The 21,790-nt window shown below is 73.4% G+C and carries 20 protein-coding genes; 10 read left to right on the forward strand and 10 right to left on the reverse strand.

Annotation, left to right across the window (positions count from 1 at the left end):
* Window positions 1–265 precede the first annotated feature (265 nt).
* Window positions 266–2,269 carry an ATP-dependent zinc metalloprotease FtsH gene (gene ftsH / locus AC5RWQ_RS13555; protein WP_334484111.1) on the forward strand — a complete coding sequence of 668 codons (2,004 nt, stop codon included), beginning with the start codon at window positions 266–268 and terminating at the stop codon, window positions 2,267–2,269.
* A gap of 35 nt (window positions 2,270–2,304) precedes the next feature.
* Complete coding sequence (gene folE / locus AC5RWQ_RS13560; protein ID WP_494283205.1) at window positions 2,305–2,970, forward strand: GTP cyclohydrolase I FolE; 666 nt, start codon at window positions 2,305–2,307, stop codon at window positions 2,968–2,970.
* Between the two features lie 68 nt (window positions 2,971–3,038).
* Here the strand turns inward: folE and AC5RWQ_RS13565 are convergent, their stop codons facing one another.
* Together AC5RWQ_RS13565 and AC5RWQ_RS13570 are read right to left on the reverse strand one after the other, a co-directional pair.
* The gene (locus AC5RWQ_RS13565) at window positions 3,039–3,743 is read right to left on the reverse strand and encodes a hypothetical protein (RefSeq protein WP_494283075.1); all 705 of its coding nucleotides are present in this window, start codon (window positions 3,741–3,743) and stop codon (window positions 3,039–3,041) included.
* The gene (locus tag AC5RWQ_RS13570) at window positions 3,740–6,373 is read right to left on the reverse strand and encodes an FtsK/SpoIIIE domain-containing protein (protein ID WP_494283076.1); all 2,634 of its coding nucleotides are present in this window, start codon (window positions 6,371–6,373) and stop codon (window positions 3,740–3,742) included. Before AC5RWQ_RS13570 ends, AC5RWQ_RS13565 begins: the two co-directional genes overlap by 4 nt.
* Window positions 6,374–6,567: 194 nt before the next feature.
* Between AC5RWQ_RS13570 and AC5RWQ_RS13575 the strand changes: the two genes are divergently transcribed.
* The gene (locus AC5RWQ_RS13575; protein ID WP_494283077.1) at window positions 6,568–7,134 is read left to right on the forward strand and encodes a hypothetical protein; all 567 of its coding nucleotides are present in this window, start codon (window positions 6,568–6,570) and stop codon (window positions 7,132–7,134) included.
* Between the two features lie 6 nt (window positions 7,135–7,140).
* Here AC5RWQ_RS13575 and AC5RWQ_RS13580 read toward each other — a convergent pair whose 3' ends face one another.
* From AC5RWQ_RS13580 to AC5RWQ_RS13610, 7 genes are read right to left on the reverse strand one after another with little or no spacing between them, the layout of a single operon-like run.
* On the reverse strand, window positions 7,141–7,743 hold the full coding sequence (locus AC5RWQ_RS13580; protein WP_494283078.1) for a hypothetical protein: 603 nt from the start codon (window positions 7,741–7,743) through the stop codon (window positions 7,141–7,143).
* Between the two features lie 13 nt (window positions 7,744–7,756).
* On the reverse strand, window positions 7,757–8,932 hold the full coding sequence (locus AC5RWQ_RS13585; RefSeq protein ID WP_494283079.1) for a M23 family metallopeptidase: 1,176 nt from the start codon (window positions 8,930–8,932) through the stop codon (window positions 7,757–7,759).
* On the reverse strand, window positions 8,929–9,486 hold the full coding sequence (locus tag AC5RWQ_RS13590) for a hypothetical protein (protein ID WP_494283080.1): 558 nt from the start codon (window positions 9,484–9,486) through the stop codon (window positions 8,929–8,931). The genes AC5RWQ_RS13585 and AC5RWQ_RS13590 overlap by 4 nt, the downstream gene beginning before the upstream one ends.
* Window positions 9,483–11,432 (reverse strand): MFS transporter, encoded by a 1,950-nt coding sequence (locus AC5RWQ_RS13595; protein WP_494283081.1) that lies wholly within the window; start codon window positions 11,430–11,432, stop codon window positions 9,483–9,485. The genes AC5RWQ_RS13590 and AC5RWQ_RS13595 overlap by 4 nt, the downstream gene beginning before the upstream one ends.
* A 1-nt stretch (window position 11,433) precedes the next feature.
* Window positions 11,434–14,967 (reverse strand): ATP-binding protein, encoded by a 3,534-nt coding sequence (locus tag AC5RWQ_RS13600; RefSeq protein WP_494283082.1) that lies wholly within the window; start codon window positions 14,965–14,967, stop codon window positions 11,434–11,436.
* A 52-nt stretch (window positions 14,968–15,019) separates the two neighbouring features.
* A complete protein-coding gene (locus tag AC5RWQ_RS13605; RefSeq protein ID WP_194821406.1) occupies window positions 15,020–15,382 on the reverse strand; it encodes a hypothetical protein in 363 nt (120 codons plus the stop codon).
* 13 nt (window positions 15,383–15,395) lie between these two features.
* A complete protein-coding gene (locus AC5RWQ_RS13610; RefSeq protein WP_334484089.1) occupies window positions 15,396–15,710 on the reverse strand; it encodes a hypothetical protein in 315 nt (104 codons plus the stop codon).
* A 354-nt stretch (window positions 15,711–16,064) separates the two neighbouring features.
* Here AC5RWQ_RS13610 and folP point away from each other — a divergent pair, with 354 nt between their 5' ends.
* From folP to AC5RWQ_RS13645, 7 genes are all read left to right on the forward strand, one after another.
* Complete coding sequence (folP, locus tag AC5RWQ_RS13615) at window positions 16,065–17,051, forward strand: dihydropteroate synthase (RefSeq protein ID WP_494283083.1); 987 nt, start codon at window positions 16,065–16,067, stop codon at window positions 17,049–17,051.
* Window positions 17,048–17,407: a dihydroneopterin aldolase gene (gene folB / locus AC5RWQ_RS13620; protein ID WP_494283084.1), complete on the forward strand. Its 360-nt coding sequence runs from the start codon at window positions 17,048–17,050 to the stop codon at window positions 17,405–17,407. Before folP ends, folB begins: the two co-directional genes overlap by 4 nt.
* Window positions 17,404–17,931 (forward strand): 2-amino-4-hydroxy-6-hydroxymethyldihydropteridine diphosphokinase, encoded by a 528-nt coding sequence (gene folK / locus AC5RWQ_RS13625; RefSeq protein ID WP_494283085.1) that lies wholly within the window; start codon window positions 17,404–17,406, stop codon window positions 17,929–17,931. The genes folB and folK overlap by 4 nt, the downstream gene beginning before the upstream one ends.
* A 19-nt stretch (window positions 17,932–17,950) precedes the next feature.
* Entirely contained in the window at window positions 17,951–18,493 is a 543-nt protein-coding gene (locus AC5RWQ_RS13630; RefSeq protein WP_494283086.1) for a DUF3180 domain-containing protein, read from the forward strand.
* Window positions 18,494–18,592: 99 nt separating this feature from the next.
* Window positions 18,593–19,813, forward strand: coding sequence for an ABC transporter permease (locus tag AC5RWQ_RS13635; RefSeq protein WP_494283087.1), 1,221 nt, complete (start codon window positions 18,593–18,595; stop codon window positions 19,811–19,813).
* A gap of 94 nt (window positions 19,814–19,907) precedes the next feature.
* Window positions 19,908–20,213: a hypothetical protein gene (locus AC5RWQ_RS13640; RefSeq protein WP_334484074.1), complete on the forward strand. Its 306-nt coding sequence runs from the start codon at window positions 19,908–19,910 to the stop codon at window positions 20,211–20,213.
* Window positions 20,214–20,275: 62 nt separating this feature from the next.
* Window positions 20,276–20,773 (forward strand): hypothetical protein, encoded by a 498-nt coding sequence (locus AC5RWQ_RS13645; RefSeq protein WP_334484072.1) that lies wholly within the window; start codon window positions 20,276–20,278, stop codon window positions 20,771–20,773.
* 21 nt (window positions 20,774–20,794) lie between these two features.
* Here the strand turns inward: AC5RWQ_RS13645 and AC5RWQ_RS13650 are convergent, their stop codons facing one another.
* Window positions 20,795–21,790 (reverse strand): ABC transporter ATP-binding protein, encoded by a 996-nt coding sequence (locus AC5RWQ_RS13650; RefSeq protein ID WP_494283088.1) that lies wholly within the window; start codon window positions 21,788–21,790, stop codon window positions 20,795–20,797.

Here is a 21,790-nt window from a genome sequence, read left to right on the forward strand (position 1 = left end):
CGTGACCGGGCGGTCGGGTGGTCGGGTCGGAGCTCCCCGCCACGCCGGCTGAAACCCCGGTTCGCCGTCCGCGTAAGTGCTGGGCTCGCAAGCTCACTCCTCGCGCGCAAGGTGTACCGTCGAATGACCGTGGCGCGGCAGTTGGCGCGCCCGGGGTCGAGGCCGGCCCGCACGGCGGCTCCGGCGCCGCCGCAGGCGGTGACACCATTCAGACGGTCAGGACGTCGATCAGGAGGATGCGGGCGTCTCGGCGCTCGACAACAGCATGGAACGTACGCGTTTCTTCCGCCGACCGGTGGTCTGGATCATCCTGGTCATCCTCGGCGCCGTTGTGCTCAGTCAGCTGTTCACCGCTGGTCCCAGCTACCACCGGGTGGACACTTCCGTTGCGCTCGACCAACTGCACACTGCCAAGATCGATAAGGTCGTCTTCCAGGACAAGGAGCAGACGCTCCAGCTCAACCTGGACCAGAAGACCAAGTTCGGCGACACCACCACCGACCGCATCGAGGCCCAGTTCCCGTACGAGGCCGGCGACCAGGTCTGGAACGACGTCCTCGCGGCCAAGGCGGCCAACCGGGTCACCGGCCCGGCCGACGCCAAGGTGTCGTCCGACAGCGTCTGGGTGAGCCTGCTGGTCAACCTGCTCCCGATCGCCCTGCTGGTGCTCCTGCTGCTGTTCTTCATGTCGCAGATGCAGGGCGGCGGCTCCCGGGTGCTCAACTTCGGCAAGTCCAAGGCGAAGATGATCACCAAGGACACGCCGAAGACCACCTTCGGCGACGTGGCCGGGGCCGATGAGGCCGTCGAGGAGCTCCACGAGATCAAGGACTTCCTCCAGAACCCGGCCAAGTACCAGGCCCTGGGCGCCAAGATCCCCAAGGGCGTGCTGCTCTTCGGCCCGCCCGGTACCGGTAAGACGCTGTTGGCCCGCGCGGTCGCCGGCGAGGCCGGGGTGCCGTTCTACTCGATCTCCGGTTCCGACTTCGTGGAGATGTTCGTCGGCGTCGGCGCCAGCCGGGTCCGCGACCTCTTCGAGCAGGCCAAGGCGAACGCCCCGGCGATCGTCTTCGTCGACGAGATCGACGCCGTCGGCCGGCACCGTGGCGCCGGCATGGGCGGCGGCCACGACGAGCGCGAGCAGACCCTCAACCAGCTGCTCGTCGAGATGGACGGCTTCGACACCAAGGGCGGGGTCATCCTGATCGCCGCCACCAACCGGCCGGACATCCTCGACCCGGCGCTGCTGCGCCCGGGCCGCTTCGACCGGCAGATCCCGGTGGACGCCCCCGACATGGAGGGCCGCAAGGCCATCCTGCGGGTGCACGCCAAGGGCAAGCCGTTCGCCCCCGACGTCGACCTCGACGCGGTGGCCCGGCGTACCCCGGGCTTCAGCGGCGCCGACCTGGCGAACGTGATCAACGAGTCGGCGCTGCTCACCGCCCGCAAGGACCAGCGGGCGATCAGCAACGACTCCCTGGAGGAGTCGATCGACCGGGTGATCGCCGGTCCGCAGCGTCGGACCCGGGTGATGGGCGACAACGAGAAGAAGATCACCGCGTACCACGAGGGTGGACACGCGCTGGTCGCCTGGGCGTTGCCGCACGCGGCACCGGTGCACAAGGTGACGATCCTGTCCCGCGGTCGCTCGCTGGGTCACACCCTGGTCCTGCCGACCGAGGACAAGTACACCCAGACCCGGGCCGAGATGATCGACACCCTGGCGTACGCGCTGGGTGGCCGGGCCGCGGAGGAGCTCGTCTTCCACGAGCCCACCACCGGCGCCGGCAACGACATCGAGAAGGCCACCCAGTTGGCCCGCGCGATGATCACCCAGTACGGCATGAGCTCCAAGCTCGGCGCGATCAAGTACGGCACCAGCGGCGACGAGCCGTTCCTCGGCCGCAACATGGGCCATGAGCGGGACTACTCCGATTCGGTGGCCGCAGAGATCGACGGCGAGATGCGGGCGCTGATCGAGCTGGCCCACGACGAGGCCTGGGAGATCCTGGTGGAATACCGGGACGTCCTGGACAGCATGGTCCTCGAGCTGATGGAGAAGGAAACCCTCTCCACCGCCGACATGGCCCGGATCTGCTCGCGGGTGGTGAAGCGCCCGCCGATGGCCCCCTACAACGCCTTCGGCAAGCGTCAGCCCTCCACCGAGCCGCCGGTGCTCACGCCGGCCGAGAAGGAGAAGCTCAAGGCGCAGGCGCAGGCCGACGGGGTCTCCGTCGCCGGCTCGAACAACTCGGACGGTACCCACTGAACACGGACGCCGCGGCCAGCCCCGACCATTCGGGGCTGGCCGCCTCGTCGACCGAACCCGACGGCGACGAGACCCTCGACTACGTGGCCGCCCGGCTGATCAGCGGCAGGCTCACCGGCCGCCCGGTCGAGGAGGCCATGGACCTCGGTCGGATCGAGAAGGCCGTCCGGGAGATCCTCATCGCGGTGGGGGAGGACCCCGACCGGGACGGCCTCCAGCAGACCCCGGCCCGGGTCGCCCGGGCGTACGCCGAACTCTTCGCCGGCCTCCGGGTCGACCCGGCCCAGGTGCTCAGCACCACCTTCGAGGCCAACCACGAGGAACTGGTGCTCGTCCGGGACATCGACGTGATGAGCCTCTGCGAGCACCACCTGCTCCCGTTCCGGGGCAGCGCGCACATCGGCTACATCCCCGGCCAGGACGGGCGGATCACCGGCCTGTCCAAGCTGGCCCGGCTGGTCGAGGTCTTCGCCCGCCGCCCCCAGGTGCAGGAGCGGCTCACCTCGCAGATCGCCGACCTGCTGATGAGCAAGCTGCAGGCGCGGGGCGTCGTCGTGATACTCGAGTGCGAGCACATGTGCATGGCGATGCGCGGCATCCAGAAGAGCGGCGCGAAGACCATCACCTCGGCCGTCCGCGGCGTGCTCCAGCACGACGCGAAGTCCCGGGCCGAGGCGATGGCGTTGATCAACTCCCGCTGACCGCAACGATCCGACCGGCCGCGGCCTCCCCACAACCGGGGCGCCGCGGCCGTTGCGTCTCCGGTGAATCAGCCCGCGAGCAGCGCCAGCACGATCGCGGCCGTCACCGCCACCGCCGGGACCAGGCAGACCAGCGCGCCCAGCCGGGGGGTGCGATCCACCCGGTCACCCGCACCGGCCCCGAAGAGCCGGCCCACGCCGACCCAGCCGGCGACGAACGCCACCACCGGCATCGGCAACCCGACCAGCAGCGCCGCCACGGTCGCCGCGCCCGCCCCGACGGTCAGCAGCATGACCAGCTGGATCACCGGTACGACCAGCGCCAGCGGGCCGTACACCAGCAGGTTGCGCAGCCGAGGCGGCCAGGCCGCCGGGCGCAGCGTGCCGCCGGAGGTGAGCGCGCCGTCGGCGGCGTCCGCCCAGCCCCGGGCCGCCCGCAGCGCCGTCAGCACGGCCGTCGGCCCACCCACCATCGTCCGGGTCGCCTCGGTCAGCTCCGGCGGCGTCGGGGTCAGCGAGATCACCGGTACGCCCAATTCCCGTAGCTGTGCCTGCTGCGGCGCCAACCGGGCGTGCACCTCCGCCAGCTCGCCGCGGGCCTCCTCCACCACCCGGGCCTGCTCGGCGGCGGCGGTCGCCGCGCTCCGGCGTACCCCGTCGAGCTGGCGGGCGGCGGCGAGATAGTCCGTCCAGGCGGCGGCCACCGGCGGGACGGGCTCGTCGCCGACCCGCTGCCGCACCGGCGCCACCGTGGTCACGTCGTCGAGGCTCATGCCGGCTCCTCCCCGTCGGCGAACGGCACCAGCACCGTGCCCTGGTCACCCGGGCCGTCCCAGAGCACCGCCCGCCCCGGTCGCGGCCGCCACTGCACCGGGCGGCCGAAGACGGTTGTCAGCTGCGCCCCGGGCATGTCCACCACGGCGACCGCCGCCAGCTTGCCCACCTCGCCGTCCGGCTCCAGCAACGCCGCGAACGGCGGTGCCGTCCGCCACCAGCCGAGCAGGTGCCGCCCGGCCGGTGGCCCCTCCCGCAAGAGCGCGCGCAGCCGCTCCACCGGCAGCTCCCCGGCCGGCGGCACGTCCACCCCGAACACCACCAGGTACGCCGGCTCGTCGTCGTCCAGCGTCGCCAGCAACCCCGGACCGTCGACCGTGTCCACCCGCTGCCGTTCGCCCAGCTCAGCCGCCAGCCCGGCGGCCAGCGGCGCGGAACCCTCCGCCAGCGGCGCCAGCACGAACCGGGCCGTACCGGGCGGATGGTGCGCCGCGAGGCTGCGCGCCGCGGTGGCCAGCAGCCGGGCCGGCTCCACGCCCGGGCCGAGCACGGCCAGGTTGCGCCCCGCCGCCGGGCCGAGCGGCACCGCCACCGTCGTCCGGAACACGTCCACCGCCCGACCGAGCAGCGCCGCGGGCCCGCCGGCCCGGCCCGCGACGGCGGCGCGCAGCCGGGGGTCGTTGCGCAGCAGCGGGCGGGCCCAGCCGGCGAAGACCACCGGGGCAGGTGTGCCCTGCGGGCGCGCCTCCCAGAGCCGGTGCCGTAGCCGTTCCACCGTCTCCGGCTCGTCGAGCGGGTCGGGGAAGCGGACCAGCCGCTCGTGACCGCGGGTGGCGCCGCGCGGCCCACCGAGCCCACCGGCGGTGTTGACCACCGCGCTGCCCACCGACAGTCCGGCCGCCGCGTCGTTGGTCGGCATCAGCACCGTCCCGCCGCCGGAGAGCGCGACCCGCACCGGGAACTGACCCAGCACCGAGTCGCGCGGCGCCGGCCCGGCACCGATGCCCAGGTCGCCCGCGCCCGCCAGGACGAGATGGATGCCGTACGCGCGGCCGGCGCGGGCCAGCCCGTCGAGGCCCGCCAGCACCTCGACGGCGGCCGGATCCCGGTCGGCCAGCAGCAGCGGGAAGTTGTCGATCACACAGACGATCCGGGGCAGCGGCTGGTGTTGCCGCAGCTCGGCGAAGCGCTGGCCACCCGCCCGGGCACCCGCCTTCTCCCGCCGGCGGACCTCCGCGGTCAGCTGCTCGAAGAGGTCCCGCACGTACTCCGGGTCGGCGGCCATCGCCGCCGCGCGTACCTGCGGCACCCAGGAACGGTCCCGTTCGGTCTGGAGGAACTCCACGAAGGACTCACCCTCGCCGAGATCCACCAGGTGCAGGACCAGCTCGTCCGGGCCGTACCGGGCGGCCAGGCCGAGCAGGGCGTTGGTGAGGAAGGTGGACCGGCCGGCGTCCGACCGACCGCTGACCAGCCAGTGCGGGGTCAACTCGGTGAAGCCGACGGTGACCGGCCGGCCGTTGGCGTCACCCACCGTGGTGGAGAGCCCGTCGGTGGAGGTGGCCGACCAGAGCTCCTCACCGTCCGGCGGCAGCAGCTCGGTCAGGCTGAGCCGAGACCCCGCCTCCACCTGGGCGGCCAGCCGGCGGCAGACCCGCTCGACCAGCTCCGGCCCGGGATCCTCGTCCACGAAGACCGGCGAGTTCAGACCGCCCGGGGACTCCGCCCCCGGCCCGCTGAACGGGCTGCCGGGCGGGTCACCGAGCAGCGCGTACGCCGTGCGCAGTTCCACCGGCGTGGCCTGCGGCAGCGGCCGGCGGGCGTTCCCCTGTGACAGCGGCAGATGGGTGCTGGCCGGCGGCGCCGGGTGGGCGTTGAGCGGCGGCGTCGGGTGGGCGTTGACCGGGGGCCAGCCGGCCACCACCAGGTGCAGCCCGGCCGGTCGGCCCCGTTCCGCCAGCGCCTCGATCCGCTCCAGGTCGCTCGGCCCGGCCAGCTCGGGCAGGCCCGCGATCACCAGCAGCATCGTCCGATCGTGCCGGCGCGGCCGGCCACTGCCCGGCGAGACCCACTGCTCGGCCTCGGTGAGCACGGCCCGTAGCCCCGCCACGTCGACGGCCGGTGGGGGTAGCAGCCCGGCGTCGGCAAGCGCCGCGAACGGCGCGAAGGTGCCGCTCAGACCGGTGCCGTCCACCGCGCGGACCAGCAGGCAGCCGGCCGGGGTCGCGGCCAGCAGACGCAGCAGCACGGCCCGGAGCAGGCCCGCCGCCCGAGGCTCCCGGGCGTCCACGTCGAGCGTCAGGTGACCGGTGCCGAGCAACGGCACCAGCGCGGGGAAGCGGGCGTCGTCCAGCGGGGCCGCCGTGCCGATCCGGATGAAGGGCGGCGTGTCCTCACCGGCCGGGGTCTCCGGAGTCAGGGTGTCCAGCGGCGCCCCGGCCCAGCCCGGGGCCAGCAGCGCGGCGGCGCCGCGCAGGCGGTCCGCCAACTCGTACTGCCGGCGCTGGTCGGCGGGGGCTGGTCGGGTCTCGTCGAGGACGCCGGCCGCCGCGGCGGCGGTGGCGGCGGCCCGCCGGTGCAGGGCGGCGGCGCGGTTGGTGCGAGCCTTCGGACCGGCCACCGCGTCCACCCCTCTTTCCGAGGTTGGAAACCTCCCCGAGCACAGACCGTATCCCAGCCGGAGCCGTGCGCCGGGGAAGCGCGACGGCGCTGCGCCGGTCTTGTGGCAAATGGTGCCGAACTCTCACCTCTCGGGGTTGTCGGGTCACGATCCGCAGCATCTGGGGCATTGGGTACGAGGCGCTCAGCCGATAGCCTCAGAGGGTGGAATCAGTGCAGCCCCCCGCCGGTTCCCAGGTGTCCCGCGTACCGGCGCAGCGGACCCCGCCGGACAATCTGGCGCCGCCCGTCGCGCCCGCCCCGGCGCCCGAGCGGCCCCGCCGCCGGCTGCGCACCGTCCTCACCGTGGTCGCGGTGGTACTCACGGTGCTTTGTGCTAGCGGAGCAGTGATCAGCGTCGTGCTTTACGATCGTGTGACGACGCCCGACCGCAGCACTCCGGACGTGGTTGTGGCCAGTTACATTCAGGCATTCCTCGCGGACCGCAACGACACGAGGGCAAGCGAATTCGCCTGCCAAGACGGTGCCGCAATCGAGGATCTACGGCTCCTACGCGACGACCTCGTAGCGCGGGAACGCCGCTTCGGCACGACGATCTCGACGAGCTGGGAGAACCTGAACGTTCAGCAGCAGGGTGACCGGGCCAACGTCGAAGTTGACCTCATACTCTCGGCCCTCGTGGACGGGATTTCGCAGAGCGATCGTCAGCAGTGGCGGTTTGAGGCACGACGTGAAGACGGCTGGCGGATATGTGCAGCGAAGCGCTCCTGACCGTCCTTACTCGATCCAGAGCAGGTGGACCGGCACCTCCAGAGTGGTCGGTGCCTGCCCACGCCAGGCCCATCGGTACCACTCCAGCTCCGGGGTGACCCGGACGCAGATGTCGCCCTCCGCGCCGGAGTAGGTTTCCGTGACCGCGCGCAGGTCCCGGCGCTCGACGGAGTCCTCGACGTGTACCACCCGCCGGCCGCTGACCGCACCGGCCTCGAAGATCGGAACCGGCGCCGGGTGTGTCGGGGCATCCAACGAGACGAGGCGGAGCCCATGGTCGTGACCGGCGGCTCCGGGCGTGGGCCGACCGCCGAGCGTCTCGACCCAGACCCGCTCCACCGGGATCAGCGGGGCGAAGACCTCCACCTGGTCGGCTTCCGCCCGGTACCACTCGTGCTCCGGGATGATCGGCACGTAGGTGCGACTGCCCTGCACCACCCGCTCGTCGGCCCGCAGGTCGCCCCGCCAGCCGAGGCCGGGGAGGCCGACCAGGACCCGTCGGCCCCGCAGCTCGACCCGGCCGGTGGCGGGGACGATCTCGATCGGACGCGGCGGCAGCGGAGCCCAGTCGGGCTGGCCGGCGAAGGGGTCGGGAAGTGGCCCGCTCATCGTCGCGTGAACCTCATGCCGTGCCGTCCAGCGGCGCTCCCCGCTGCCGCATGAACGGCACCGGGTTGGTCGCGCCGGCGAAGCCCCGGTCGCCGTCCAGGTGTACCTCGAAGTGCAGGTGCGGGCCGGAGGAGTTGCCGCTGCTGCCGACCTTTCCGATCACCTCACCGGCCTTCACCTCCTGCCCGGGAACCACGAACGGCCGTACCACCATGTGGCAGTAGCGGGTGATGTAGCCGCCGGCGTGCAGGATGTCCACGAACCAGCCGCAGCCGCCCTTCCCCGGGTAGCCGTCCACGTCGCAGTTGCGGCGGCCCAGCCGGTCGGGGTCGCACCGGGCGACGAGCACCCGTCCGGTGGCGGCGGCGTGGATCTCGATCCCCTTCTCGGCACCGATGTCCACCCCGTTGTGACGCGGTCGGCTCGCCGTGCGGAATCCGGAGCCCACCCCGCCGGCGATCGGTGCCGTCCAGCCGGAGGCGGCGATCGTCCTGGCCGACGCCCGGTCGCAGAGCATCCGATTCGCGATCTGCACCGTGCGGCCGGCGCCTCCGGCGAGCGCGTTGACGATCTGGCTCGCGATGTCCTCGTGCTTGGCGTACGCGTCCGGGTAGGCACTGACCTGGACCTTTTGCGCCGCCCAGGTCAGTGGAAGCTGCTGCCAGCCGTCGACCTGGAGCAGCTTTTCGTAGAATTTGCGGGCCGCGTAGTCCGGGCTCATCCGCTGCGCGACGCTGCCCCAGCCGGCCCGCTGCTGGAACAGCCCAACCGAGTCGTGGTCCCGGCCGACGCCCTCGTTGGAGAGCGAGCCGGATCCGGCGACGGTGCTGTTCGCCAGGTTTCGCAGGGCCGACTCCTGCATCGCGGTGGCGACCGCGATCACCCAGCCGCGTGGCGGCACCTTCATGTCCTGGCCGACCTTGATGATGACGGCGGCGTTGCGCATCTGCGTCTGGCCGTAGTCGGACATCCGCGGCAGCCGGCCGTTCACGGTGACCCGGTGGTTGTCGACGCACTCCTGCGCGGCGGTCACCAGGCTCTGCCCGTCGTCGCCGCCCAGGTTGGTGAGGAAGAAGGCGGCGGTGCCGCCACCGCAGCAGAGCAGGGCGAGGAACGAGGTGAGCACGGCGGCCACGACGCCGATCCGCAGTCGCCGACGGGTCGGCTGACCTGACAGTTCGGCGCTCATTCCCGCTCCCAGTCCACGGCGTCCACCAGCCAGCGCCCCTCCGGCGCCACCAGGTCCAGCCGGAGACGGCCGGTCTCCAGCGGGACCAGCACCTGCGTGAAGACCTCCGTGCGTGGCTGGAGGGTGGGCGTGCCGGTGACCTTCTCCGCCGGCACACCGGACGGGTCCACGCCGGCCAGCTTCTCGGTGAGCGCGGGTGTGGACAGCGGGCGCAGCTTCGCCTGCCACTGGTCCGCTGTCTCGGTGGGACCGGCGAGCCACGCGGCGGTGAACCGCGAAGCGGTCTGCTCGGGGTTCAGCTCACCCGGCCGGGTGCGAGGCGACTGCGGGGCGGCGGTGCCGATCACCCCGTCGTCACCCTCCTCGGGATCGACGGTGGTGATCGGCTCGCGGGGTCGACTGCTGAGCCCGCTGGCGGAATCGACCGGCCCGGCCACCAGCCGGGCTCCGCCGATCACCACGAGGACCAGCATGGCGATCCCGAGGCCGATCCCGATCCTGGACCGCAGGACCTGGGTGAGCAGGAACTCCAGCGCCCGTCGCATCGCCGTCACCGGGCCTCGGAGCGCACCCGCGGGCTCGGCCTGGCCGGTGCCCGTTCGGCCGAGTCGGGTCGGTAGACCGCGAAGCTCGGCGCCTCCTCCGGCACGTCCGGCTCCGTCCAACTGGCTGGCTGCCGGCGACGCGGGCGGGGCGGGGTGGCGGACCGTCCGGCGTCCCGCTGCGGCGCTGTCGTCCCCGTCTCGTCGCCGGGCTCCCGGCCGTCCGGCCGCTCCCGTTGCTTCGGGGTGCTGATCGTCGAGTGGGCCGGGTCCTCACGGCGCGCCTCAGGGCGCAGGCTGGACGGCTCCAACGCGACCCCGCGTCGCTTCGCGATGGCCGGCTCGGCGGTGCCGCCGGGCTCGACCACGTCCAGCCGGGCGGCGATCCGCATGTCCCGGAAGAACCGGCGGTGCCACGATCCCGCCGAGCTGACCGCCTCGCTGCTGTCCTTGCCGCCGAGCTGGGTGATCCGTCGGTACGGGCGCAGCAGCAGCCAGCCGACCACGCCGCAGAGCCAGACCAGCACTACCTGCAGCCAACCCGGAAGGGTGGGCGTACTCATGATGAGGTCCACCGCGAACAGGTAGATCGCCGCACCGGTGCCGAAGATGGCGATGTTGAAGACGGCGGCGACCACCGCGTTGGCGAGCCGGCGCAGCCCGGCGCTGGCTGGCCGCAACAGGCCGACCGTGCCGAGGATCGGGGCCGCGATCACCGCCCACCGGAAGATCAGGAAGCCGAGCAGCACCAGCACCGACGCGGTGAGATCGAACATCGCGAAGAGCAGCGAGGCGAGCACCGCGATGAAGCCGGAGCCGATCCGGTCCATGTCCCGGGCGCCGGTGAGGTATTCGTACGCCTCCGGGTCCTCCGACTTGATCTGCTGCGCCACCGTCATCCACTGCTGCTGCTTGGCCTTGACGACCACTTCACGAGTGGCGGGATTGGCACGAATCGACTGCGCCTCGCCCCAGGAGAGCGACTTGGCGTCGTAGAGCGCCGGGCCGTACCTCTTGGCGGTCTCGCTGTCCGCCGAGCCGAGCACCCCGCGCAACCAGTTGCGGTAGAGCATCGACTCCGTGGCGGTGTCGCTGGCGCGGACGGCCGGCGGCCGCTTGTCGACACAGGCGTCCGGGTTGGGAAGCACACACCTATCGGCCGGGATGTCCCTGGAAGCTGGTCCGACGGCATCGTGCACGACCCCGAGGGAGGTGATCAGCGTGCCGTCGGCGAGATTGGCCGACTTCACCGGCCAGGCGGCCAACGCGGTGACCGCCACCATCACCAGCAGGGCCCAGCCGGCGGTGGTCATCGCGTTGCTCATGTCGGACTGGCGGGAGCGCCAGAGCAGGTAGAGGCCCACCACGCAGAGGGTGATGATGCCGAAGACGCTGAAGACCTTCTGGTAGACGGCCTTCGTCGCCTTCTCGACCAGCGGGTCGGCCCAGTTCCACATCGAGCGTGGGTCCCAGGCCCGTTCGCGCAGGGCGTTGGAGGCGCCCACGATCGCGGTGGCCATCATCAGTTCGCCGTTGGCCACGGTGGTGGTGAACTTGTAGTCCGGGTGGAGCACCGTGGACGCGCAGCCGCCCTCGACGTCGTAGGTGTTGAAGCTGTATCCGCCGTAGCCGTAGTCGCTGTAGAGGCCCTTCGGGCCTGGAAGCTTGGCCGAGTCCGGCCGGGAGGCGAACCAACCGGCGAGGCCCGAGTCCGGCGTGGAAGGGACCGGGGGCTTCCGGCAGTCGACCTCGGTCTCGCTGACCTGCTTCAGCTTCGCGACGCAGGCACGGAAGTCGGCCTGCCACTCCTTGGTTGTACACAGGTCGGCGGCGGCCTGGGCCGCGGGCGGGGCGGCGTACGCCGGTGTGGCCGCGACCACCGGCCAGGCGATCGTGGCACCGGCGAGTACGCCGAGCGCGAGGAGGAGCGCCGTGATCCGTGCCCGGGCCCGCGCCATGTCACGCCTCCAGATCAGCCAGGACGGTCGGCAGCTGCCCGGCCACCTGGGCGGCGGGGGTGGTGTCCAGGTGCTCCAACAGCCCCTCGACGTACGACACGTCCACCCGGACCTTCTGCACCCGGCCGTCCACGTCGCGCATGACGAACTCGCGGAACCCGAGCCGGGCGGCCGAGGTGGTGTCCACGGCGGACAGTGAGGCCAGTGTCGCCTCGTAGCCGTCGTCGACCGGCACCCGGAGCAGTCGCAGCGCCTCGGAGGCGATCTCGGTGTCCTCGGCGATCCGGCCGACGAAGACGGTGGAGACGAGGTTCTGCACGTCGAGGCCGAGGATGTCCTTCGGGTTCTGCGACGCGACCAGGGCGGCGAGGTTCCACTTCCGGGAGTCCCGGGCGAGCCGGACCAGGAACGAGCGCCCGGAGCGCCAGCCCTCCATGAAGTGCGCCTCGTCCAGGCCGACCAACTTACGGGACGACATCGACCCGCCGTAGCAGCGCCGGACCGCGAGGCGGTGCGCGGTGTGCAGCATCGGCAGGGCCAGTGCCTCCTCGGCCGACCAGTACTCGCGCTCGATCTTGAGGTCTGGCAGGCGCAGGCCGGCCATGGTGATCACCGTGAGCGCCGCGTCGGCGCCGAGCAGCCCCTCCGGCGGGCGGCCGAAGAAGAGCATCGCCAGTGGCATCTCGGCGGTGTCCAGCAGCAGGTTGGCCAGTTCCCGGCCGGCGTCGTCGTCCAGCCCCTGCAGGCAGGTCACCACGTCGTCCAGGGTGGACGTCTCCTCGGCGGGCACCTGACGTACGGCGTGCCGGAACAGCGTCGCAGTGGACGCCTCGCGGGCCACCTGCGGCGGTACGAGCATCATGCAGATGTCCTGCACCAGCATGCGGCGTTCGGCGCGGGCGTTGGAGACCGCGATCTCGAACTCCCGGTCGCCCGCCGCCCCGGTGCTGAACTCGCTGCGCAGCGGGGTCGGGATGAGCGAGTAGGGCGCCAGCGTCCCCGGCTCGGAGCCGGTCAGGTTGAGCACCCGGGAGTACGGCTTCAGCTCGGGCATCGCGCAGAGCCGGGCCAGCGGGCCGGACGGGTCGAGCATGGTCACCTGGACGCCGCGCCGGGCGGCCAGGTAGCCCAGGGCGCCCAGCAGGGTGGACTTGCCACCGCCCGGCTCGGCGACGAAGACCGCGAGGCCGGAGCGCTCCCGGACCTCCATCGGGAAGTGCAGGTCGAGGAAGACCGGCCGGCGGCAGGTCCCGGCGGTACGGCCGATCAGGTCGCCGCGCCGGTCGCCGACGGTGGAGGCGGCCTGCGGCAGCGCGGCGGCGAGCAGGTTGACCGGCATCCGCCGGACGTAACCGGTGTTGGCGATCGGCTCACCGGGGATGAACTCGCGGGCCAGCCAGTCCTGGTTCTTCGGGTGCTGAAGCGAGATGCGCAGCTCGCGCGAGTAGAGCTGAATGAGCCGGCGGGCCCGTTCCAGGCACTCCTCGCGGGTCCGGCCACCGACGGCGATCCGGTGCCAGCCGTGTGCGCGGGCGGAGTCCACCGGCAGGCCGGTGGTCATCTCGTCGCCGATCACCAGGGCCCGCTTGGCCAGCCGTTCCAGCTCGGGCGGGGCGTCGATGCCGTGCTCGGCGTAGTCGAGCTGCTGGGAGCGGATCATCCGCAGCCGGTGTTCGAGGTTCCGGAAGGAGTCGCCGGATCCGAGGATGTCCACCCGGGTGGAGATCTCCATCGGCCAGGGCAGCCGCTCGTGGAAGTGCAGCCAGGGCTCGTGCCGCTCGGGGATCTCCAGCGGTTCCATCCGGCCGACGGCGAGCACGGCGACGTGCCGCTCTTCGCCGGTCATCCGGTTGACCAGCTTGACCGTCGAGCCGTACGGGGTGCGGTAGCGCTCGACCTGTTCGGTGAGGGCGAGCAGGTCGCCACGTTCCCACCGCCCGTTGGTGATCGGGGAGAGTGCGCCGGGCGGCGCCATGCAGAGCGCCACCGAGCGGTAGAGCAGCCACTCCAGTTCCTGGGAGCTGACCCGCCGGCCGCGCATGCCGAAGGCGCCGAGCACCTCGTCGAACTGCTCGACGGTACGGCCCAGCTTGCGGCGTTCGCCGTCGGCGGTGCCCCGGCCGAAGGCGCGCAGCAGCCGTTCGGTGAGCGAGTCGCCGAGTGAGCGGCGGGCGAAAGTGACGCCCAGGTAGGTCTGCCCCTCGGCGTGGTTGACCGCCATCAGGTGCCGCTGCGCGGCGACCAGGTGGTCGGCCCAGCCGGCCGTGCCGGGGACGTCGGGCAGCGGCGACACGGTGTGCGCGTCGATGGTGCGGGCCCACTCGTCGGCGGGGAAGGGCCGGGTGGTGCGGCGCAGGTGGAGCCGGAAGCCGGCCAGGCCGGCGTACTGCTCGGAGATCGCCGCGAGCAGCGCCTCACGTTCGGCGTCGGGGCGGAACGCCCAGCGCACCTCGGGCAGCCAGTACCAGGCGGTGACGGTGTTGGGGGTGAAGGTCAGGTGCCCGGCGATCTCGGTGATGGCCAGGTCGACCGAGGGGTCCCGGTCACCGAACTTGATCTTCGGGGGGCGGACCCGGACCGGCTTGTTGGCGGCGCTCCGGGTGGCCGCGGCGCGCTGCCGCGGCTCGGCCAGCTCCCGGGAGGCGGGCTCCGCGAGCTCCTGCGATCCCGTCCCGGTCAGCGCGCGGGCGCCCGTCTCGGCGACCACCCGGCGGGGCGGCGCGGCCGGGGTCACCGGCTCGGCTTCCGGGTGGACGTACGGCTCGGCGGCGTACGCCTCGGCGATGTCCGGCGGGAAGGGGTCGGCGGGCCCGGGCTCCGCCGGTGCCGCCACCGGCTCCGGGAGCGGGCGGGGGGCCACGCGCTCGGCGCCGCGTTCGGGGGTCACCCGCCCGGCGGTCCCGGTCGTGTCCCGGCGCGGGAAGGGCTCGGTCCGGGGTCGGCGCGGCGACCGCTGCGGCGGCGCCTCCACCGCCCGCTCCGGGGTCGGCTCCGGCTCGGCGGGCGGCCGCGTCACCGGCAACCGGGCCGCGGGCTGGTGGGGCACCCGGGTACGGGTCGACGGGTCGACGGCCGGGGGCGGCTCGATGGCCGCCAGCCGGTTCGTCTCGATGGCGGGCGGGGCGGTGGCCTCGGGCGCGGGGGAGACGGGGGTGGGTGGCGCGACGGGCTGGTGCGGGATCGACGCCTGTTCCCGCCCGGCGCCACGGCGCGGCACGGCCGGCGGCGGCACGGCCGGCGCGGCGCCCGGGTGCGGGCCGCCGAACAGGTCGAGGAACGGCGAGTCGATGTCGGTGCCGTCGCCGACCAGCATCGGCGCGGCGGAGACCGGCTCGACCGGGGGTGTGCCACGGCCGGCCGGGCGGGGCGCCTGGAATACCCCGACCCCCCCGTGCCCGGGGTTGGCGAGCAGCGCCGGGTCGTAGGTCTCCTCGTCGCGGGCCTCGTCCTCCGGGTAGTCGAACGACCGCGCACGGTTACCGTGCGGGGCGCTGTGACGTCCGGCCGGATAGCCCGGCGTGGAAGAGCGACTCATTCGACCGCCTCACCCGCGTGCTGCTGCGACCGCCCGTTCGACGTACGCCCGGTCATGCCAGTTCCTCCCGGATCCTGATCCGGCTGCCGACCAGGCGGGGGTCCCGCAGTTCGGTGGCCGGTTCCCGGGTGCGTCGCCAGTCGGTGAGCGCGGTACGGATGACCATCCGCGCCGGCCGGTCCGGGTCGACGTACCGGAAGATGAACGAGGTGCTCACGATGGCGAGGGCGATCTCCCACGCGGGGAAGAGTTCGACCTGGAGCGTGAACAGCCAGTGGATGAACATGTAGAGGGGTACGAGCAGCATGAACAGGCCGTACTGGGCGTACGGCAGATGGACGGGAAGGGTGTAGCCGGGCGGCCCGAGGTAGACCAGGCGGGCCCGGTAGATGTCGTCGTCGGTGCGCAGCCGCATCTGATGCCCGCGCCTATTCGAAGATCAGGTCGATCAGGTAGTCACCGACGAAGAAGAGTGTGGCCGCCCCGGCGATGAAGGCCAGGCCGACGATCGCGATGGCCGAACTGGTGAGCACCTTGGAGATCTCGCCGCGGCTCGCGCGGCCGATGAAGATGACACCGAGCACGGCTAGCAGGATGGGCGCGATCTTGCTGGCGAAGAAGGTGACGACCCCGTTGGTGTCGATGCCCTTCGGGGCCTGCTCGGCGAGTGGAGCCGACGCCAGGGTGTGCAGCGCCTGCGCGACGCCGGACGACGCCGTCTCCATGAGCTCGAAGGCGATCACTGGAACCTCCCCATATCGCGGCCGGCGGTGCCGCGGCGGTGCAGTAGGCAAGCCTGGCGGGAATGTGCTCACTGGCGCAGCGTCGACGACGCTACGTTAGTTACCCACCACGGAGAGTGGTGAGCTTTGGGGGGATTCTTCCCGCTTCGGCCCTCCCTCCAGGCTTCGCCATCTCGATGCTGGGCAATTCCACAGCGTACGGGCCGTCCCCCTTTGCGACAACCCGCGAGGAGTCGGCCCGATTCGACCCGGACGACCGATCGTACACCTGTTCCAATGCCCACGTCAGCCCCCGGCTGGAGGGCGTCGGCGGGGGTCGCCGGAGCAGCGCGGAACGACCGGTACGGTCTAGTCGTGACCGATCTGGTACGGGCGCAGACCCCGGTGGTGATGGGCGTCCTGAACGTCACGCCCGACTCCTTCTCCGACGGCGGCCGGTACGCGGACCTCGACGCGGCGGTCGCACACGGAGTGCGACTGCGGGCGGAGGGCGCGCACCTGGTCGACGTGGGCGGCGAATCCACCCGGCCGGGCGCCGACCGGGTCGACGCCGGGACCGAGGCCGCCCGGGTGGTCCCGGTGATCCGCGGGCTGGCCGCGGTCGGCGTGACGGTCAGCATCGACACCACCCGCGCCTCGGTGGCAGCGGCGGCCCTCGACGCCGGCGCGGACGTGGTCAACGACGTCTCCGGCGGGCTGGCCGACCCGGACATGGCCCGGGTGGTGCGCGACGCCGGCTGCCCCTGGGTGCTGATGCACTGGCGTGGCCACTCGCGGGGCATGCGCGAGCTGGCCAGCTACACCGACGTGGTCGCCGACGTCCGGGCCGAACTCGGGCAGCGGATCGACGAGGCGCTCGCCGCCGGGATCGCCGCCGACCGGATCATCGTCGACCCCGGCCTCGGCTTCGCCAAGACCGCCGCGCACAACTGGGAACTCAGCGCGCGCCTGCCGGAGCTGGTCGACCTCGGCTTCCCGCTGCTGTTCGGGGCGAGTCGCAAGTCCTACCTCGGCCGGCTGCTCGCCGGTCCCGACGGCGCACCCCGCCCCACCGCCGAACGGGAAGCGGCCACGGCCGCCACCAGCCTGCTCGCCGTCGCCGCCGGCGCCTGGGGGGTACGCGTGCACGACGTCCGCGGCACCGCCGACGCGCTCGCCGTCTGGGCGGCCACCGGCCGTCCCCGCCTGGCCGTCGACACCGGCGGTGACCGCCCGCCGGCCCCGGCCACGGGAACCGCGGCCACCGCGGGAACGAGGACCGCCGAGACCGCGGGCACCGGAACCGGACGGACCGGCGGACCCGCGGCGACCGCCGCCCGCCACGGAGGGGAAGCACGATGACCGACCGGATCGAGTTGACCGGCCTGCGCGCCCACGGCCGGCACGGCGTCTACGACTTCGAACGCGCCCGGGGGCAGGAGTTCGTCGTCGACGCGGTGCTCGAACTCGACCTCGCCCCGGCCGCCCGCTCCGACGAGGTGACCGACACCGTGCACTACGGCGAGCTGGCCGAGAAGCTGGTGGCCGTGGTCACCGGCGAGCCGGTCAACCTGATCGAGACGCTCACCGACCGGCTGCTCGCGGTCTGCCTGGCCGAGCCGCTGGTCGCCGCCGCCACGGTCACCGTGCACAAGCCCGAGGCCCCCATCCCGCACACCTTCGCCGACGTGGCCGTCACGATGCGGCGTACCCGGTGACCCGAGCCGTGCTGTCGCTCGGCAGCAACCTCGGCGACCGGCTGGCCCACCTGCGCACCGCGCTGGCCATCCTCGACGACGCGGTGCTGGTGGTCTCCGGGGTCTACGAGACTCCACCGTGGGGGGACACCGACCAGCCCGCGTACCTGAACGCCGCGGTGATGGTCGCGGACCCGGCGGCGGGCCCGCGCGACTGGCTGGGCCGGGCCCGGGCCGCCGAGGCGGCGGCCGCGCGGACCCGCGACCCGCAGCGCCGGTTCGGGCCGCGCACCCTCGACGTGGACGTGATCGCGGTCTGGGACGACGCCGGCCAGCCGGTGCTCAGCGACGACCCGGAGCTGACCCTGCCGCACCCCCGCGCCCACCTGCGGGCCTTCGTGCTGCGGCCGTGGATCGACATCGAGCCGCACGGCCGGCTCCCCGGATACGGCTGGCTCACCGATCTGCTCAACGCCGAGCCGCTGGCCGGGGACGCCCTGGAACTGCGCCCCCGCCCGGATCTGGCGTTAGAGTCGACTCCATGACCCACTGGAGCCGGCCGGCATGACGCAGGCGCAGTCCCGACCGCCCCGCGGCCCGGAGCCCGACCGGGGCCGGATGGGGCCGACCCGGATCTCCACCCTGGTGGTCGCCGCGCTCGCCGCCGCGGCCCTGGCCTGGCTGCTGATCAGCAGCTTCTACTACAGCGGCATCCCGCGGCTGCCCTGGCTGCCGGTGGTCACCCTCGCCGCGCTCGCCGTGCTGGAGGCGTACGCGGCGGTCAACACGCGGAACCGGATCGAGCGCAGGCCCGGCCGGGACCCGGTCAACCCGCTGATGGTCGCCCGCTTCGTCGTGCTGGCCAAGGCCTCGGCGCTGGCCGGCGCCATCTTCACCGGTTTCTACGCCGGCCTGACCGGCTGGCTCTTCGTCGAGCGGACCAACGCCGCGATCGAGGACCGGCCGGCCGCCGGGGCCGGGGTGCTCGCCTCGCTCGCCCTGGTCGCCGCCGCGCTCTGGCTGGAACGCTCCTGCCGGGTCCCCGAGCAGGAGGACGACGAGGACCGCGACGGCGTCGACCGGCGGGGTCGCCCCGGCCAGCGCTGATCAGGGGGGTTACGCCCGGCCTCCGGCGCAGGTACCGTCCCTGGCGACCGGAATCAGCCGGCCGTCGACGATGACGGCCGGCCATGTGGGAGGCACGGCATGGCGTACGACGAATCGGGCCGGACCGCGTCGGTGGAGCCCTCGCCGGGCGTCCCCCCGGCCGTGCTCGAGAACGTCTTCGACGACCCCACCCACGGGGAGCCCGGCCGGGACCGGATCGGCGTGCACCTGCTCTGGGAGGCGGTGCTCCTGGTCGCGCTGGCCGTGTTCGCCGTGCTGCTCTGGCGGGAGAACGCCGACGCGCTGCGCGGCACGGGCCTGCGCGGCCTCCTGGTCGACGCGGTCGCGCTCGGCCTGCTCGCCCTCGCCGCCGGCCTGAGCCTGCGGACCGCGGCGGTGAATCTGGCGATCGGGCCGGTCGCGGTGGCCGCCGCGCTGCACTTCGCCGAGCAGGGCGACCGGGGCGTGACCGCGGCACTCACCCCGGCCCTGGTGGCCGCGGCGCTCGGCGGCCTGGCCCTGGCCTGGGCGGTGGTGGTGCTGCACGTGCCCGGTTGGGCCGCCAGCCTGGCCGCCGCGTCCGGCGTGATCGTCTGGATCGAGCAGCGCACCGGCCCGGTGCCGGTGCAGGGCGACTACGACCCGCACCGCACCGCCTTCTACCTGTTCGCCGGCTTCGCCGCGGTCGCCGCGCTGGGCGGGGTCTTCGGTGCGCTCCGGACGGTCCGGCGGCTGGTCGGCCGGTACCGGCCGGTGGCCGACCCGGCCCGCCGCCGCGGTGTGGTGGCCGCCGTGGTGACCTCGGCCGGACTGGTCGGCTCCACGGTGCTGGCCATGCTGGCCGGCGTGCTGGTCGCGGCGAACGACGCCGGCCCGGTCGTACCGGCCGCCGGGCTGGACTGGACGGTGCTGGCGATCGGGGTGGCGATGCTCGCCGGCACCAGCGCGTACGGCCGGCGGGGCGGCATCTTCGGCACCCTGCTGGCGGTGTGCCTCGTGGTCGTCTTCCTGGCCTGGGCAGAGGCGCGCGGCTGGACGGTCAGCCGGTGGTCGGTCGGCGCGGCGGCGCTCGGCGTCGGACTCGTGGTGACCCGCCTGGTCGAGACGTTCGGCCGGCCCCGGGGCACGGTCGCCGAGCGCGCCGAGGTCGTCCCGGCGAGCGACGGCACGGTCAGCTCCGGCTGGTCGCTGCCCCGACCCAACGGGACCGGCAACTGGCCGCCCGCGCTGCCCGACCGGACGGACGCCATCCCGTCCGACCCGTGGGCGGCGCCGCGCTGGGAGAAGGCCCCCGACCGCTGGGACGCCGGCGACCGCTGAGCCCACGTGCCCCGCGTCGAGCAGCGGCACCAGCGCCAGCCGGGCCGCCGCGTCCGGCGGGCCCGAAGTGATCTCGCCGGTTAGGCTCGCGGGCATGACCGAGACTCCTTCTGCCGGCACCGGCCGTACCTTCGACGAGCTCGACGCCCTACCCACCGAGGAGCTGCGGGAGCGGGCCTTCACGCTGGCCCGGGAGCGCCGTGACGTGGGGTTCTTCTGGTCGGTGCTGCGGCACCTGCCCAACGCCGACGAGGCGGCCGCGCTGGACGGGGCGCCCAACTCGGTCGGCCCGACCATCGACGAGGCGTCGGCGCTGTGGCGGGAGCTGACCGGCCACGGCTACGAGGAGTCCGCGCCGCTGCTGCGGGCCGCGTTCATCGACTACCTGCTGAAGCACTGAGCGGACCTGCCGCCGGGTGGCGGAGGTTTGCCGGTCGCGGTGGCTCGGGAACTTCCCGCCGCATGGCCCTCACCAACCGCCCCCGGACCGTCAGCGGGTACGGCACCGCCGCGGGAACCGGCACCCTGGCCGCGCTCATCCTGGTCGGCGTCTGCGGCAGCCCGTGGTACGTGGCCTGGGCGGACCACACCGACCCGAACTCTGCCGGCGGCTGGTTCGTGCGGCTGCTCGCCTGGCCGGCCTGGCGGCTGGACTCCGCCGAGCCGGGGCAGGGCGTGCTCGCCACCGACCTGCGGGCCATCCTGCTGCTGGTCTTCGCGGCGGCCTTCCTCTACCTGCTGCCCACCTCGCAGGTGGCCCGGGTGCAGGGCTCGGCCAGCCAGTTCCTCTCCGGCTGGGCGGCGTACGCGCTCGCCTCCGGGGTCGCCACGCTGCTGGCGGCGCTGCTGACCGCCGACGGGTCGATGCTCGCCGCGTTCCAGACCACCGGGACGGGTGCCACCTACGGCTTCTTCGCCGGCTGGATCATCGGGCTGGCCAGCCTCGGCGGCCGGGCCTGACGACCCGCCACCGGGCCGCGCTCAGGCGCCGGTCTGGCCGAGTTCGAGCACCCGGGATCGGCTGAGCGTGCCGACCGGGCGGTCGTCGTCGGTGACCACGACCGCGTCCGACCCGGAGGTCAGCATCGCGGCCAACGCGTCGTACGCCGACCCGCCCAGCGGCACCGCCGGCAGGCCCGTGTCGCCCGGCCCGGGGGCCAGCACCTCGCGGGTGACCGGGGTGACCGCCAGCCGGCGGATGCCCCGGTCGGCGCCAACGAACTCCCGGACGAAGGGGGAGGCGGGCGCGCCGAGCAGGGCCGCCGGGGTGTCGTACTGCTCCAGCCGGCCGCCCTGGGAGAGCACCGCGATCCGGTCGCCCAGCCGGACGGCCTCGTCCAGGTCGTGGGTGACCAGCACGATGGTCTTGCGGACCTCGGCCTGCAGGCGCAGGAACTCCTCCTGCAACCGGGTCCGGACGATCGGGTCCACCGCGGAGAACGGCTCGTCCATCAGCAGCACCACCGGGTCCGCGGCGAGCGCCCGGGCCACCCCGACCCGCTGCCGCTGACCCCCGGAGAGCTCGTGCGGGTAGCGCCGGCCGAACTGCGCCGGGTCGAGGCCCACGAGTTCCAGCAGCTCGCTGCTGCGCTGCCGGATCCGCTCCTTCGACCAGCCGAGCAGCCGGGGCACGGTGCCGACGTTGGCGGCCACGGTCTGATGTGGGAAGAGCCCGACATTCTGGATGACGTACCCGATCCGGCGGCGCAGCTTCACCGGGTCGACCCGGGTGATGTCCTCATCGCCCAGGAGGATCCGGCCACCGGTCGGCTCGATCAGCCGGTTGACCATCCGCAGCACCGTGGACTTGCCGCAACCGGACGGGCCGATCAGCACCACCAGCTCGCCGGCCTTGACCTCCAGGCTCAGCTCCCGCACCGCCTCGGTGCCGTCCGGGTAGCGCTTGCGGATGCCGTCCAACGTGATCGAGGCCGCGCTCTGTCCGGCGTCGCCGGAGGTCCCCGGGGTAACGTCCAC

The organism is Micromonospora sp. BS32, from assembly GCF_059089345.1.